Here is a 14714-nt window from a genome sequence, read left to right as displayed (position 1 = left end):
ACTGAATTCAACATGAATAGTGTTAGATCAATAAAATATTGATTAAAGTAATCGGTTCGATGAATTTGTGGAGCGGTTCTAACATTTGTTAAAAGGTTTTTTAGCTACATTAAGAATAGGTATGTAATAAACAAATTAAGTTTATTTATCTGAAGATAGATAGGTAATCGAAGGTATAAAAAACAATAGTATTTGAATGAGATAAATCCGTTTTTTCAAAAATAGTGCCTAAAGCCAATGAACTAATGAATCGGCAGCTTTAAACGAATAAAAGATAGAAGTCACTTCTATCTTTTATAGTAGGAAACATAAGCCTCCGACCCAGAAATACAATCTTAATCGGAGCTTTAGTCTTAAGCATATTCTTTAACAAATATCCTCTAACGTATTTGCGATGGCCATCTCAGTCCGACAATAGCCATTTGAATATGTTAATCATTAACTAGCGTCTAGCGATGATCCATATAGCATGAATAAGTCCCGGTATGTAACCCAGTAACGTTAATACAATATTAAGGAAAAAATGAGTCGTTAAACCGACCTGTAAAAAAACACCAACGGGTGGTAATAATATTGAAAGTATAATACGTAATATATCCATTACTTTGCTCCTTTTTAAGCGGTTACTACTGCTTTTGACTTCATGTTTATCGTTCTTTTAATTTAAGTCACCACTACTTTAATGGTGACTTATTAATATGTCGCAGCCTAATCTCTTATTGCTTAAAGCTAAAGGCACTTAAGGCTAAAAGTGCTAAGACTCAGACACTTAAAGTTTAAGTATGAATGCTAAAAACGACTAGGCAACTAAATAGTTTTAAATGCGATAATGTAAAATATGTTCTTCTGGATATAAATGACAGCGTTAACTGTCATTTATAATTATTAAGCAAGGCTAATAAAGCGGTTAAGCAGTCGACACATTGTCTGCGCCCGCTAGTTCAAGAATTCTCTTAATCTCATCTTTATTGTTACTTGTGTATTTCACACCGATCAAGATAGAACCTTTTTCAATCGCATCTTCATAGAATTTAATTTCGTGTTCAGGAATGAAAGCACCAATAATTGCACCTACCGTCCCACCTGCAGCCGCACCTGCGCCACCAGCGGCTAATGCAGCGACTAACGGACCTGCCACCAGTAATCCTGTGCCACCTGTTGCAACAGCACCTACAGTAGTGAATCCTGCAACAACAGCAGCTAACACGCCAGTAGAGGTTGCACCTATAATGCCTCCTTCAGCAGCTTTGTTACCTTCGTCAACTGCAAAATCTTCTTTAGAGTATGAGTCGTTCGCTACAATACTGATATAAGAGTCTCGAATACCCGAACTCTCTAACTTAAAAATAGCGTTACTTGCATAAGTAGATTTTTCAAATAGACCTGTAATGACTTCGCTCATAAATATTCCTCATGTTGTAGTTAATTATGAAAATATTAATTGTGGATAAAAACTTTCCACTTAACTTGCATATTTAACATTGCAGGGTCTGTGCCAGAAAAATAAAGTTAGTGATATTTATAGCCTCCCCCCTTTCATACCAAGGGGAAAGGTCTATAAGGCTAATATTTCAGATAATTTAATTGGGAAGTCATTCAGGTCATTAGGCATGAAAAATGTTCAAGGGAATACTGTAATATTTTCAGAGTATTAGCGTTTTAGAAGATGATTGAAAAACATTGTGCTAACATTTTTAAAAATGACTTTATTTATGCTCTTATCGTTATAAAGCGAAGGTTAAATGTAAAAACTAAGTGCCAGCATTTCCTTTATGTAAAATAGACACTGAATAGCATAAACGATTACTGTATTATGTCGCGCATATATTCCCCCGAGATTTAAGAACTTTAATGGCTATACAACAATTCGATAATGCACTCACAATTATGCGTACCGGTAACAGTGAAGAAAAAGCACCTGTTATTGAAGGATTAACTTCCTCTAGCATCGTACTTTCAACGCTTAACTCTAAATATATTCACTCTAGTTTAGGGCTGCGTTACTTGTATGCGAACTTAAAAGAGTTACAAGATAATTGTGAAGTTAAAGAATTTGTTATTCATACTCGTCCATTAGATATTGTTGAACAAATACTAGCGGCCAAGCCATCGGTAGTAGGTTTTGGTGTTTATATTTGGAATATTGTTGAAACAACTAATGTAGTTAGCCTACTAAAAGTTATTGCCCCAGAAGTTACAATAGTACTCGGCGGGCCTGAAGTAAGTTATGAATCAGAAGAACAACTCATTGTTCAAACGGCAGATTATGTATTAACAGGTGAAGCGGATATTAGCTTCTATGAACTTTGTAGAGATCTGCTGAGCAATAACGCACCAGACACTAAGATCATGAAATCAAAACCCGTTGATTTAAAAGATCTTGAAATGCCTTATCAGTATTATACCGATGAAGATTTAAAGAATCGTTTACTCTATGTTGAAGCATCTCGAGGCTGCCCTTTCAAATGTGAATTTTGTCTATCTTCGTTAGACACTAAATCCAATCCTTACGAGTTAACCGTGTTCTTAAAGCAAATGCTCACACTGTATGAACGTGGCGCTCGTAACTTTAAGTTTATTGATAGAACCTTTAACTTAGACATTAATACTTCACTGCAAATTATGCAGTTTTTCTTAGATAGAATGACCGATGACTTGTATCTGCATTTTGAAGTTGTCCCAGATCACCTGCCTAGAAAACTAAAAGAGATGTTAGCGCTGTTTCCTGAGAATACATTGCAGTTTGAAATTGGTATTCAAACCTTTGATCAACAGGTTCAAACTAATATTAGTCGCAAACAAAATAACAAAAAATCTAAAGATAATTTAATCTGGCTGAAAGAAAATACAACAGCACATATTCATGCTGATTTGATTTTTGGACTACCAGGTGAAACCTTCGACTCTTTTAAAGATAGCTTTGATCAACTATATGCATGTAAACCACATGAAATTCAAATGGGTATCTTAAAACGTCTTAAAGGTAGCCCTATTATTAGGCACACTGAGAATTTTGATTTACGCTTTAATCCGTTACCGCCGTTTAATATTTTAAGTACCGACCGTGTCGATTTTGCGACCATGCAACTCGTTAATCGTTTTGCACGCTACTGGGATATGATAGGTAATTCAGGCCGCTTTAAACATACTCTAGATTTTCTACTCGCTGATAAACCTTTTGATAACTTTATGGCTATTTCTAACTGGATATTTGATGAAACAGGACAAACTCATAAAATTAACCTTAAACGTTTATATGAGTTAATCTCACAATCGGTGGTTGCTTTGTTTCCTGACCAACATGAAGTCGTATTGCCACAGTTGGAGCGCGACTATACGGCTTCAGGATTAAAAAGTGTGTTTAATACACTAAACCTTCATTCCGCTCAGAAAAAAGACACCACTAAACCAAGTAAATTATTACAACGTCAAAAACAACATATGCAATAAGCATTAAAATTTGATGATAATCCTACACGAGTGATCAATGACTCGTTTAGGGTTGATTGAGCTTGATTAAATAGATTCGCTTATGGATGAGGATGAAGATAATAAATTGTCATCTTTAATACACAAATTGCCTCTGATACTTACTGTAGCACACAGTTTTCATCGACAACCATGAGCTAATGGATGACGTTAACCTTTTCTGTGCCATCCACCAAAAAAATGTTAATTCACCCACCTTTTTTTAAAAATTGAATTTAAGAATTAATTAAAAAGTTAGCAGGCTTTATACCAATTACATCAAATAAGTCATCTAAGCTTTACCCAGGAAAATGGCTTAGTTTAAGGCGTAAATGGAGAGGTTTTGAAGATTAATTCCGTTACTTGGCGTGATTTGGCTACTAATTTTTGTTCGTCAAAGGCCATTACAACAGATAATATGACCGATTAGATGATAACAACTGATGGAAGAGATAATGAAAAAAGACACCGCTGTTGTGCTGTCAATTAAGTTAAATAACTTCCTACATCGTATTGATTGTAAAACAACAATCATACAACTGACAATACAACACGGGTGTAGTTTAAAGCGAATACGCCGTTCGAAAAACTGGCAGTTACTAGGCAACCAAGATCAACTGGTTGAGATAAGCGATAAATTACGACAGAAGAAGACATTATGGATTGCAGAAGCGATTGATAAAGCCTTACCTAAACAGATTTTTAATTTAGAGTTACTCATAAAAGCCAACCCATCAATGACACTTAATCAATTAATGTCAAAAACCGGGTGCACCACAATTGAAGCAAGAAGTGCTATTGATGCCGCTGAAGACTTTACTTAGCAATCACAATCACAATCACAATACATAAATTAACATTATATTACGTGATTAAGCAGAGTGACTAAACTGGGCCATTAACGCGATGAGATTGACTCCTGACATAAAAATAACTTTCGAGCTAAATAAGTTTTGAACCTCTCAACTTCATTAATTTGAGCTAACCTAACCTAACTTTCGTTTATTATAAAATGAACGAGTGATGCCACTTCAATAAGCAATATGCTTAATAAGGTCATAACCGAAATACTATCTTAATCAAGGAATACTGACTAAATGGACTGCAGAGCCCTTTTAAAAGACAGTACAAGGCAGTTAACTACCTGAAAGATATTTCATATTTCCCAATGTAATGGCGTCAATTTCTTTTATCTGATAATTTATTATGAGAATCGAAGAATCAATTAAACACCTGCCATTTGATTCTCTCTAAAATTCGTATAAACCGTTACAGTACGTTCAGTAATATAATTTAATTCCTTACAAAGAGTATTTGCTTTAGGAAGGTCTTTCGCTAAGCTAGCCTGCTCTAAGGCTTTACAAAAAGAAAACATGGCATCAGCACCTAACGACCCAGCTGAACTTTTTAAAGCATGAGCATGTTCGCTAAGCCCTTCAATATCTTCATCAATAAGTGATTGTGCAATCAATTGAGTACGCTGTGCAATATCATCTAGAAAAAAGCCAATTAACGTTAACACTGCTTCAGGTGACGTATCTTCTGTTAGCTGATCAAGTGTATTTTTTGATAACAAATCTGTTTCTGTTAAGCCTTGTCCAGCATGCTTGTTGTTAATGGCATGACCCTCAGTAGCAATGGAGTTATTCGTAGTCGATTTACGCTTTACTTTGGTATTATATATACAGCGATTAATACACTCAACGAGCACCTGAGTATCGAAAGGTTTAGCAATGAAATCGTCCATTCCTGCCACTTTACACCTTTCCCTTTCTGATACTTCAGCATTCGCGGTCATGGCAATAATAGGGGTATCTCGATTAATACTATGGCCTGCTTTTAAAGATATTACAGCATCAATACCGTTCATTCTCGGCATGCGCACATCCATTAAAATAACATCAAAATGTTGTTTTTCTACTATTTCGAGTGCTTCAACACCATCACAAGCAAAAAACACTTCATAGCCACGATTTTTTAAGGTTTCTCCCCCAATAAAACGATTAGCTTCTATATCATCAACTAATAAAATATGACTGCTATGAGTATTTTGCTGATTACTTTGACGGTTATGTTGATGATTGTTTTGATAATTGTTTTGATGACTGTTTTGATCTTTGTCTTGGCGGTTATCTTTGTTTTTTTCTGCTGATGCTTTGGTTTTATTGATAGCATTCAGGTAGCAAATATCATGACAAAATATTGGTCTGTGGATTCTGTTAGCATTTTTATACGCTGAAGGTAGATCTTTTCCTAAACTACTAATGCAATTAATATTAATATCAAGCGCATTTATCCAATCATTATTAGTCTTTTCTTCATCATTCAACACATTGTCATCTATTAACCAAATAGCGGAGTGACTTACAAAACGCTCCTCCATTTTTTCTCGTAATGCATTAATATCATCAAACCCAAAAAATTCTACATTCATATAGGCCATTTTTTCAGTAAAAATAGAACGCATACTTTGATTATTAGAAACAAGCACCATTGGTCCTTCAAATACTGGCATTTTAAATTCAGCTTGGTCTACAAACATCATTGGAAGCGTAAAATAAAACTCGCTTCCTTCACCAATCACACTACTAACACCAATAGTTCCGTTCATTAAATTAATAAGACCTCGCGCTATATTAAGGCCAAGCCCTGTACCACTAGACCTTGCCTCCAATGTTGAGTCCACCTGTTCAAATTCATCGAAAATCGTGGTTAACGCACTATCTTTGATCCCAATACCTGAATCTTTTACGATAACATGTAATACCTCATCACCTGTTTCTGACTTAACACGATTAAGTGAAACCATCACTACGCCTTCATCGGTGAATTTACAGGCATTATCAACAAGAATATTAAGTATTTGACGAAAGTGAATTGCATCCGTAACAACACGTCCAATGGCACCTGGTGAGACATCACCCAATAATGTTAACTGATTTTTAGTGGTTTTTGCTTCAACGCTATCTAGCACATCTTCCACTAAAGCGGCTAGATCTACCTCACTATATTTCAGTTCCATATGGCCCGCCTCAATTTTAGAAAAATCGAGGATGTCATTAACAACACCCAATAACGCATTACCGCTAGTTTTTGCTGTATTCAACAAGCGGATATACTCAGGGGGCTCTTTGATCTTCTCGGCGACTAAATTAACGGCACCTAAAACAGCATTCATAGGTGAACGTATTTCGTGGCTCATTTGAGATAAGAAACGGGATTTAGCTTGGGAAGCTTCTTCTGCTATTTGCTTAGCTTGAGTGAGATGAATTGCATTTTCATTTAATTTTTTCTGGTCCGAATTAATTTTATCTAACATCACATTAAAGGCATTAGCCGTCACACCGAGTTCATCTTTTGAGATGATTTTTGCTCTAGAGCTCATATCTCCTTTTGTCACGGCAAGTGCTACTTTTTGTAAAGTAAGAAGCCCTTTCGTTAAATATCTGCTCAATATTAGAGACACTAAAGCAACAATAAATAATTCAGCTAATGCAATAATGATTAAACGATAGCGCGCATCTGCCACAAACAATAATAAAGAGTTAACGGACAACCCCACTTGTACTTTAGCGAACTCAACACCAGCCACCGATACGATGTCTTGAGTATCAAAAATGCCACCATCAACTTGATGCATTTTAGTATCCTCAACAAAACCATTCTCTAAACTACTTGTATCGCCAGCTTCGGCAAGTATCCCTATATTATCAATGACACGAATATATTGAATATCTTTTAATTTAACAATCTGCTGAGTTATCTCATCGAGTGAGGCAATATCCGATGAGATTACTGATCCCTTAACCAATAAACTAAACAAGTGTGATGTTTCATTCGCTCTGCTATATAAGGCTTCTTCACCAGAACGTTCAATATAAGCCAATGCTTGCCAGAGTAACAAAAGTAAAAACAACGCTTCTGTTAGCCCTATCATTAACATAGTTTTTAATCGAAATGACATACATCGCGTCCTTGTAAAGTTACGTTTACAGCTATTGCTGACCGAGTAAAAAGTTAATATTTAAATCACGGACATCATCCCAATCATCACAATTCGCTTTAACAAAACCTTTCATTGCTAATGGAGCAAGTAATTCAACACGATGTTCAGCATTTTCAACTGCGAGAAATGCAGCTACTAACTTTTGTCTAGTTGCTTCATTAACACTTGGATAAGTGGCAATGGCATGCGGCGTATAATTATCAGATGTCCAAATAATTTTTAATTCATTTCGAACGCTTTCAGGCAATGCATTGAACGTACGTATAATCCCTCCACCAGCAACAAAACGACCTTCTGCAATATTACGATAGACTGCATCATGAGAATTAACATATTGATAATTAAAATTAATGTCTTTTTTAATTAAATTGGCTTTAGGAATGAGCGTCGCAGCAAAAGAAGCAGGGGCAGGGAAAGCTATAGTTTCTTCTGACAAGTCTTCTAGCTTATCAATCACGCTATTTTTATTGGCAACAATAACCCCTTTAATTCTTTTATCTTTTTCATGCACTAAGGCTTTAAATCCGACTTCTTTGTTAAGCACGACATAGTGATAGGGGTTCATATAGGCAATATCATAATCCCCGTTTGCAAGCCGTCTTTCAAAAGTAGGAATATCAGGGGCGGTTGCGAATTTCAGGTTTACGCCCGATTTTTCACTTACAAATTGTAGTAAAGGGATCCAGATTGTTGCTAACTTAGTTGCTGATTGCTGCGGTACCACGCCAAAGACTAAAGTCTTAACCTGCGCTTTGTCTTGAGTATTATTTAATACAATATTTGCATTGACAATATTAACCGTAAAAAAAATATAAATAGCGATTAAGAATTGAAATAATATTTTCATTAGCTTGCCTTTACTTAGTTATCAATACTTAAATACAGCAATTGCTATTCCAAATAATCTAAACCGATAAAAATCAATATAAGATATTGATATATAGTTAATTTATGTAAAATCTAAATCATTGAATTTATCATAGATAATGACTGTTTTAATATAATTTGCATTATGCGAATTATTTTGCAAATCACTTTACAATTGATAAGAAAATATACTATTGCAAAGAGGCTAAATTCTCATAACTAAATTCGTAATAACACTCGTAATAACCATCGAAATAACAACTACAATGCTTTAGAAAATAACAAAATATCTCTTTGACTAAAAACTAAAAAACCAACAGTAAAAAAACGGTTGGTTTATTAAATCAGAATAATAATGCGCTGCTTCTTGTTACCAGCTTTTTATTTTCCGGTAAATAGTTGAAGCACTGACTCCTAAATGAGCGGCAGCAAGAGGAATGTTACCGTCACAAATTTCAATTGCTTTTTCTATTGCATTTTTTTCTACTAACCACATAGGAATAATATCCTTAATCTCATACCGATGATCTCCCTCCTCTGTATGAGCGTCATTATTTAAATGGCTATTTGAATTGTAATTTGAATGGCTATTTGAATGGTTATTTGAATGGTTATTTACTCTATGATGGCTAAAGGTATTCTGAAAAGTAATATTTAGGCCGCTTTGAGCAAAGTTTTCCGGTAACATATCAAGCGTAATTTCATCACCTGAATGTATCACCACCATATTCTCAATGATATTTTGTAATTCTCGAATGTTCCCAGGCCAATCATATTTCATAAACATTGACTGCACATCCGATGAAAACTGACCAAACCCTTTTTCATTTTCTTGATTTTTATCGGTTAAAATTGAATTAGCTAATAATAAAATATCATCACCGCGTTCACGCAAAGGCGGTAACTGAATCGGAATAACATTTAATCTGTAATATAAGTCTTCTCTAAAACGACCTTCTCCAACTTCAGCAGCAGGATGTCGATTTGTTGCACACACCACCCTCACATCACTTTGAATGACGTTCGTGCTACCCACTCGTGTAAAAGTACCTGTTTGCAAAAAACGTAATAATTTAGCTTGTAAATTTAAATCCATTTCGCAGATTTCATCTAAAAACAACGTGCCACCGTTAGCTGCTTCTACCGCCCCTTTTCTGTCGGCAACGGCTCCACTAAAAGACCCTTTCATGTGTCCGAAGAATTCTGACTCAAATAATTCCCCAGGTATAGCAGCACAATTTATCGCAATTAAAGGCGCCTCTTTTCTCGCACTAAAACTATGTAAATATTGTGCACAAACTTCTTTACCCGTGCCACTTTCACCCGTCACAAACACACTCGCTTTACTGCGTAATGCGCTATCAAGTAAACGGAATACGGTTTTCATTGCCAAGGACTCACCAATAAATGAGATCTCTGGTACCGACAATACTTCAGTTTTTACTTTTTTAGATTCAATACTTTCTAAATTAATTTGTTTAACAGCATCTTGAACCGACGTTATCATCCTTTCACGAGAAAAAGGTTTTTCAATAAAATCAAAGCCTCCTAATCGCATGGCATCAACAGCGACGTCGATAGAACTATTTGAAGTAATAATAATGACACGTGCAGGGGACTTTTGACGATTAACAAACTGCAGAACATTTAATCCACTAATATCAGGCAAACAAACATCTTGAATAATAACGCTAGGCATTATTTCTTTTATCGCAGCGAGTGCAGAATAGCCATCAACAAAATGCTTGGTTTCATAACCCGCTTTTTCAAGTTGAGAACTGTATAAAGCACCGCTAGATAAGCTATCTTCTACAATATAAACTAATGTTTTCTTTGATGTTGTTGGCATATAAGTCCCTTACTAAACAGCATTATTATATTTGCTGTTATACGCTTTTAATGTGGTTCGAATTAATGCTAATAACTGCTTGTCAGTATTGTTAATAATCTTTCGCGGTGAACACAATCTATCATTTATTTCTTTAGCGTTTATTGCAACAGAGGTTGCACCATAAAGCATCGCAGAGTTTTTAAGAATATGAGTTGCATTTTCAATGACTGCTAAATCCATTACTTCGAATGCATGCTCTAAATCAACCAATAACAGTCTTGTCTCTTCAATAAATAAACCGATTAATTTATGGCAGGTATCTTTCCCTAAATCATCTTTCATGTTTTGAATAACACTTTCATCAATTAAACTATTCATACTTTAATCACCAATTACGTTTTCTTGCTTATTATCCAATACGTTATAAATATAAAAGAACTATAGTACCGTTTTTCAACAACTACCTTGTATTAGCTCAACTAAAACAAAATTTAATTAACTATATCGCTTGTTAACAACTAACAATCATCTCCAACGTTTTAGGTTATCCTCAAAAGTAGCTGGTCGTCCCAACAAATATCCCTGCGCAGTATCACAACCTAGTTGATTGAGTATTTGTAATTGCACTTCATCTTCAATCCCTTCGGCAACAATATGCATACCTAAACGTTGAGCCATTGCAACTATCGCACTGCATAAAGTAAAGTCATCGTTGCAAGTTGCAATGCCATCTACAAAACTTTTGTCTATTTTCAAACCATTCACTTTAAATTCTCGAAGTAAACTTAAAGAAGCAAAGCCGGTTCCAAAATCATCAACCCAGATTTGTACCCCTTCTTTCTGAAAGGCATCAAACACTTTCGCAATCACTTTAGGGTTTTGAATTAATGCGGTTTCAGTCAATTCCAATTTGATACAACGTGTTGGAATATCTAATCTTTCCACTAAGGTCATTATTTGATTAAAAATATCGGTATTCGCAATCTGTACGGCGGAAACATTAATCGAAATAACAATATCTTTTAAGCCATACTGAAGAAAACGCTTCAAATCTAGTAGCACCTGTTGAATTATCCACTCACCTAGCTCGATAATTTGGCCGCTCTCTTCCGCATGCGGGATTAGCTTATCGGGAGAGATATTGCCAAATTGAGGACAATGACAACGAATCAATGCTTCAAATCCAATTAACTTACTATTTTGCATAGAAAAAAGCGGTTGATACACCATCGAGAAATATTGGTTTTTCATCGCACTATCAATGATGTTCGTTAAATTATCTAAGACTGATGATGCATTAACACACTCGCTTTTGAGGGCAGAGCCTTGACTCTCTGGTGTATTCATAACTTTTGATTCCTGTATTACGTTGGATAGATTACTACTAATACCAATACTGCAATCCACAGACCAAGATGTTAAAACACCAAAAAAGACCGACTAATCATCTGAATATAAAAGATTAAATTAAAATGTATTAACAAGTGGTTAATCGTTGTTTACTTTGATTCGCAAAATGCGAATCAAAATACTAATAACAATTCTCAATTTGCAAGTCATTTCAGTATGCAAAGTGAACATGTCTACGCACTTTTGGATTCAATATTTGTAAATAGTTATTTAAATAAGTGCTGTGGAATGGCTAATAAGAAGAATGAATCTGATGTAAACGGGTTTAAAAAGACTTGTTAAACAGCTATCAAATAGTATTAAGGAATTAGTCTAGCCAATCTTTAAAACTAAATTTTAGAACCTTCACACCAAGATTTTAAAAAAATCTCTAAAATTGCTTTGGTGACAGGCTTTTCAATATGATGGGTAATACCCTTTTTGTATAGGTTATTAATAGCTTCTTCAGTAGCAAGCCCTGTTAACGATATTTTAGGCGTACTCTTATTTATCCCATCACCTTCAAGAATACATAATTGTTCCGCTACTTCACTGCCCTGTAGGCCGGGCATATTTTCATCTAAAAAAATAAGGTCAAATGGTTGTTGACTAGTTACCTCCAAAGCTTCAAGTCCATCGTCCGCTCCTGTTACCTCACAACCTAAGCTTTGTAAGAGAATAATCGTCAACATTTTACTGGGTTTACTATCATCTGCGACCAATACCCTGACTTTATTTACCTTTTGCATCTTTCTCTCCCTATTAATTTTTTAACACTACCTATTATCTTTTAGGTTCTACTTTAGCATTCGATTCAACGGCTCTGTTTAAAGTGACCTCAAAAACTTAGTTGAACAAATCTAGTCTGAATATCACACCAATATGCTCAGTAATGTAGCAATTAATATTCCACTATCTGTCATTTTAAATTAATTATTTACACTTATTATTTGAATCTAAATATTTCCTACAATTACCTTATGTCTATTACGTACTATCTTTCTCATTATTTTATTGCCTTAAATAGTAAGGTGTATCCAATAGCGATACAGAAATTGACGAGCCAGTATAGTAACAACGACCTTTTAACATCTGATACTACATAGCTAAAAGGTAGAGAAAGCGTGATGAGTCGTTACAGTTTATAGATATTAACGACCCACCATACATTCACGCTTATTTAATATTGACACTTGCATCACTTACCCATGTTTCGGTTATTGCTTTATCTTTTTTATCGATTAAATAAGCACGTATACTCACAGGATTTTTGTTAACTTGCTTGTAGTCAAAGGTTAATCTCCATTGGTTTTTTCCGACGATCGGATAGACTCCAATTGGCTCTACGATTTTTCCGTTGCTTGCTTCAATAATAGGCTTTATACCACTTTCACGATCAAGGCCTTTCAATATCCGTCCATCAAAATCGATGACCATTTTATTCACACCCTCTGGTATAGGTTGGCCTGGAATTCCTCCAAGACCTTGTCGAGTATCCACGACATGAGCTAACTCTTTTGATTTTGGATCAAGTGGACGCCATTCAATATCATAAGAAAAGGTAAACTCATCGCCTTTTAAGGCTGGTTTTTCGGGTACCCAATAAGCAACGATATTATCGAACGTTTCATCTTTTGTTGGAATTTCGATTAATTGCACAGCACCTTTTCCCCAATCCCCAATCGGTTTAATCCAAGCAGATGAACGCTTATTATAGAATACGCCATCGTCTTGATAGTTATTGAAATTACGATCTCTTTGAATTAAACCAAAGCCTTTTGGATTATCATCCATAAAACTATTGGTCGATACCGACTGAGGGTTATTAAGTGGACGCCAAATGTATTGGCCTGCTCCCGTGTGAATTGCGAGTCCGTCACTGTCGTGAATTTCTGGACGCCAGTCTTTAGCAATTGTTTTATCTTTTTCTGAATACCAATACATACTGGTTAACGGTGCGATGCCTAATCGTTCAACGTCCGCTCGCATGTATAGATGAGCGGTAACCGAAGTGATATGTCCTTTAGCTTCTTTGTTATCTTTGGATAACCCGAAACGATAGGCTCCGGTAATAGAAGGTCCATCAAGTAATGCCCAAACAGACAAGCTTTCGCCTTTCTGTTCTGCGGGGCCTAGCCAAAATGCGGAAAAGCGTGGAAACTCTTCCGGTTCATTCATACCAGTATTAATCGCGATACCTCGAGCAGACAAACCATATTGCCCTTCGGGTCCATCGGTACGAAAATAGGATGCGCCAAGAAAAGATATCCAATCGGGTTTCATATCTGGTCGCATTATTCTAAAGCCTGCAAATCCGAATCCTTCGGGCAGATCATGGGCGGGACTATCGGATGGCATATCAAAAAATGCATTACTAAAAGGTATGTTTTCAATTAGATTTTTATTATCTCTAACATAAATACTGACAGGTTCTTGAAAATATCGTCCGGGATAAAAAAATTGTACTGGTGCGCTTTTTCCACTTGGATATAACGTTTCCTCTTCTTTAAAGCGTATTTTCCAGTGTTGATCATAAGTAATTTTATCAATTATCTCAGGGGCAGGCACCGTAGGTGGGGAATAGGGTTTCGATGCTGAAGCTTTTGCAAGCGCCTTTAAGTCTTCGAATGTAAATGTCGTTTTATCTCCCCCTTCCACTGCGTAAGACGACATCGACGTAGCAAAAGTAATTGCAATACATAACTTTAATTTCATAAAAATAATCTCCAATAAATTGAGTCTGATAAAAATGATTGCACTGCACGGATTCCGCTGATTAATTATCGACTATTCCAAACCGCACTGATAAAGCTGAATGTCAGCATAGTCAACTCATCGAGCAATGACATAACGTTGTACTTTTTATGTTGCCCTATCTAATACCATTGTCGTTCCAGTCAACAAGTTCAAAGTAATTTATTAAACATAAGGAATAGTCTTTCCTTGTTGATTACTTTTATACATTTTAAGTAAAATCAAAGTTTAGTCATCCAACATGACCTTTAGTTTCATACTTTGAAATAATCCTGTGAATACGTCTAAATTCCGATGTGTATCTGTAAGGTTTAATAACGTGATTGATGCTTCTTCAATCTAATAGAATTTATCGCTATTTTTAATAGTCATAAAAATAAGACGATATAAATAGCTCAC

11 protein-coding genes are annotated in these 14714 nt (G+C 35.4%); 2 read left to right on the top strand and 9 right to left on the bottom strand.

What is annotated here, in order from left to right; all coding sequences use genetic code 11:
* Positions 1-442 precede the first annotated feature (442 nt).
* Positions 443-601 (bottom strand): YqaE/Pmp3 family membrane protein, encoded by a 159-nt coding sequence (locus tag Q0794_RS02800; protein ID WP_298939993.1) that lies wholly within the window; start codon positions 599-601, stop codon positions 443-445.
* A 306-nt stretch (positions 602-907) separates the two neighbouring features.
* A complete protein-coding gene (locus tag Q0794_RS02795) occupies positions 908-1402 on the bottom strand; it encodes a hypothetical protein (protein WP_298939992.1) in 495 nt (164 codons plus the stop codon).
* A gap of 449 nt (positions 1403-1851) precedes the next feature.
* On the opposite strand from Q0794_RS02795, the gene Q0794_RS02790 reads away from it, so the two are divergent.
* Together Q0794_RS02790 and Q0794_RS02785 are read left to right on the top strand one after the other, a co-directional pair.
* Positions 1852-3450: a radical SAM protein gene (locus Q0794_RS02790; RefSeq protein WP_298939991.1), complete on the top strand. Its 1599-nt coding sequence runs from the start codon at positions 1852-1854 to the stop codon at positions 3448-3450.
* Positions 3451-3923: 473 nt separating this feature from the next.
* On the top strand, positions 3924-4292 hold the full coding sequence (locus Q0794_RS02785; protein ID WP_298939990.1) for a ribosome recycling factor family protein: 369 nt from the start codon (positions 3924-3926) through the stop codon (positions 4290-4292).
* A gap of 401 nt (positions 4293-4693) precedes the next feature.
* Here the strand turns inward: Q0794_RS02785 and Q0794_RS02780 are convergent, their stop codons facing one another.
* From Q0794_RS02780 to Q0794_RS02750, 7 genes are all read right to left on the bottom strand, one after another.
* Entirely contained in the window at positions 4694-7432 is a 2739-nt protein-coding gene (locus Q0794_RS02780; protein ID WP_298939989.1) for a response regulator, read from the bottom strand.
* 31 nt (positions 7433-7463) lie between these two features.
* Positions 7464-8321 (bottom strand): phosphate/phosphite/phosphonate ABC transporter substrate-binding protein, encoded by an 858-nt coding sequence (locus Q0794_RS02775; protein ID WP_298939988.1) that lies wholly within the window; start codon positions 8319-8321, stop codon positions 7464-7466.
* Positions 8322-8711: 390 nt separating this feature from the next.
* On the bottom strand, positions 8712-10190 hold the full coding sequence (locus tag Q0794_RS02770; protein ID WP_298939987.1) for a sigma-54 dependent transcriptional regulator: 1479 nt from the start codon (positions 10188-10190) through the stop codon (positions 8712-8714).
* A gap of 12 nt (positions 10191-10202) precedes the next feature.
* Entirely contained in the window at positions 10203-10550 is a 348-nt protein-coding gene (locus Q0794_RS02765; protein ID WP_298939986.1) for a hypothetical protein, read from the bottom strand.
* Positions 10551-10697: 147 nt separating this feature from the next.
* A complete protein-coding gene (locus Q0794_RS02760) occupies positions 10698-11519 on the bottom strand; it encodes an EAL domain-containing protein (protein WP_298939985.1) in 822 nt (273 codons plus the stop codon).
* 392 nt (positions 11520-11911) lie between these two features.
* Complete coding sequence (locus Q0794_RS02755; RefSeq protein ID WP_298939984.1) at positions 11912-12310, bottom strand: response regulator; 399 nt, start codon at positions 12308-12310, stop codon at positions 11912-11914.
* A gap of 427 nt (positions 12311-12737) precedes the next feature.
* Positions 12738-14276 (bottom strand): glucan biosynthesis protein, encoded by a 1539-nt coding sequence (locus Q0794_RS02750; RefSeq protein ID WP_298939983.1) that lies wholly within the window; start codon positions 14274-14276, stop codon positions 12738-12740.
* Between the last annotated feature and the right edge of the window lie 438 nt (positions 14277-14714).

This window comes from uncultured Psychromonas sp., from assembly GCF_947489755.1.
Taxonomy (GTDB): Bacteria; Pseudomonadota; Gammaproteobacteria; order Enterobacterales; family Psychromonadaceae; genus Psychromonas.
The sequence above is the reverse complement of the archived record's forward strand: the minus strand, read 5'-3'. Positions and strand labels throughout refer to the sequence as shown.

Excerpts from the sequence above, each read along its gene's own strand:
- Q0794_RS02795 (WP_298939992.1), bottom strand. The coding sequence starts at position 1,402 with ATGAGCGAAGTCATTACAGGTCTATTTGAAAAATCTACTTATGCAAGT.
- Q0794_RS02770 (WP_298939987.1), bottom strand. The coding sequence starts at position 10,190 with ATGCCAACAACATCAAAGAAAACATTAGTTTATATTGTAGAAGATAGC.
- Q0794_RS02765 (WP_298939986.1), bottom strand. The coding sequence starts at position 10,550 with ATGAATAGTTTAATTGATGAAAGTGTTATTCAAAACATGAAAGATGAT.
- Q0794_RS02750 (WP_298939983.1), bottom strand. The coding sequence starts at position 14,276 with ATGAAATTAAAGTTATGTATTGCAATTACTTTTGCTACGTCGATGTCG.
- Q0794_RS02785 (WP_298939990.1), top strand. The coding sequence starts at position 3,924 with ATGAAAAAAGACACCGCTGTTGTGCTGTCAATTAAGTTAAATAACTTC.
- Q0794_RS02760 (WP_298939985.1), bottom strand. The coding sequence starts at position 11,519 with ATGAATACACCAGAGAGTCAAGGCTCTGCCCTCAAAAGCGAGTGTGTT.
- Q0794_RS02775 (WP_298939988.1), bottom strand. The coding sequence starts at position 8,321 with ATGAAAATATTATTTCAATTCTTAATCGCTATTTATATTTTTTTTACG.
- Q0794_RS02780 (WP_298939989.1), bottom strand. The coding sequence starts at position 7,432 with ATGTCATTTCGATTAAAAACTATGTTAATGATAGGGCTAACAGAAGCG.
- Q0794_RS02800 (WP_298939993.1), bottom strand. The coding sequence starts at position 601 with ATGGATATATTACGTATTATACTTTCAATATTATTACCACCCGTTGGT.
- Q0794_RS02755 (WP_298939984.1), bottom strand. The coding sequence starts at position 12,310 with ATGCAAAAGGTAAATAAAGTCAGGGTATTGGTCGCAGATGATAGTAAA.
- Q0794_RS02790 (WP_298939991.1), top strand. The coding sequence starts at position 1,852 with ATGGCTATACAACAATTCGATAATGCACTCACAATTATGCGTACCGGT.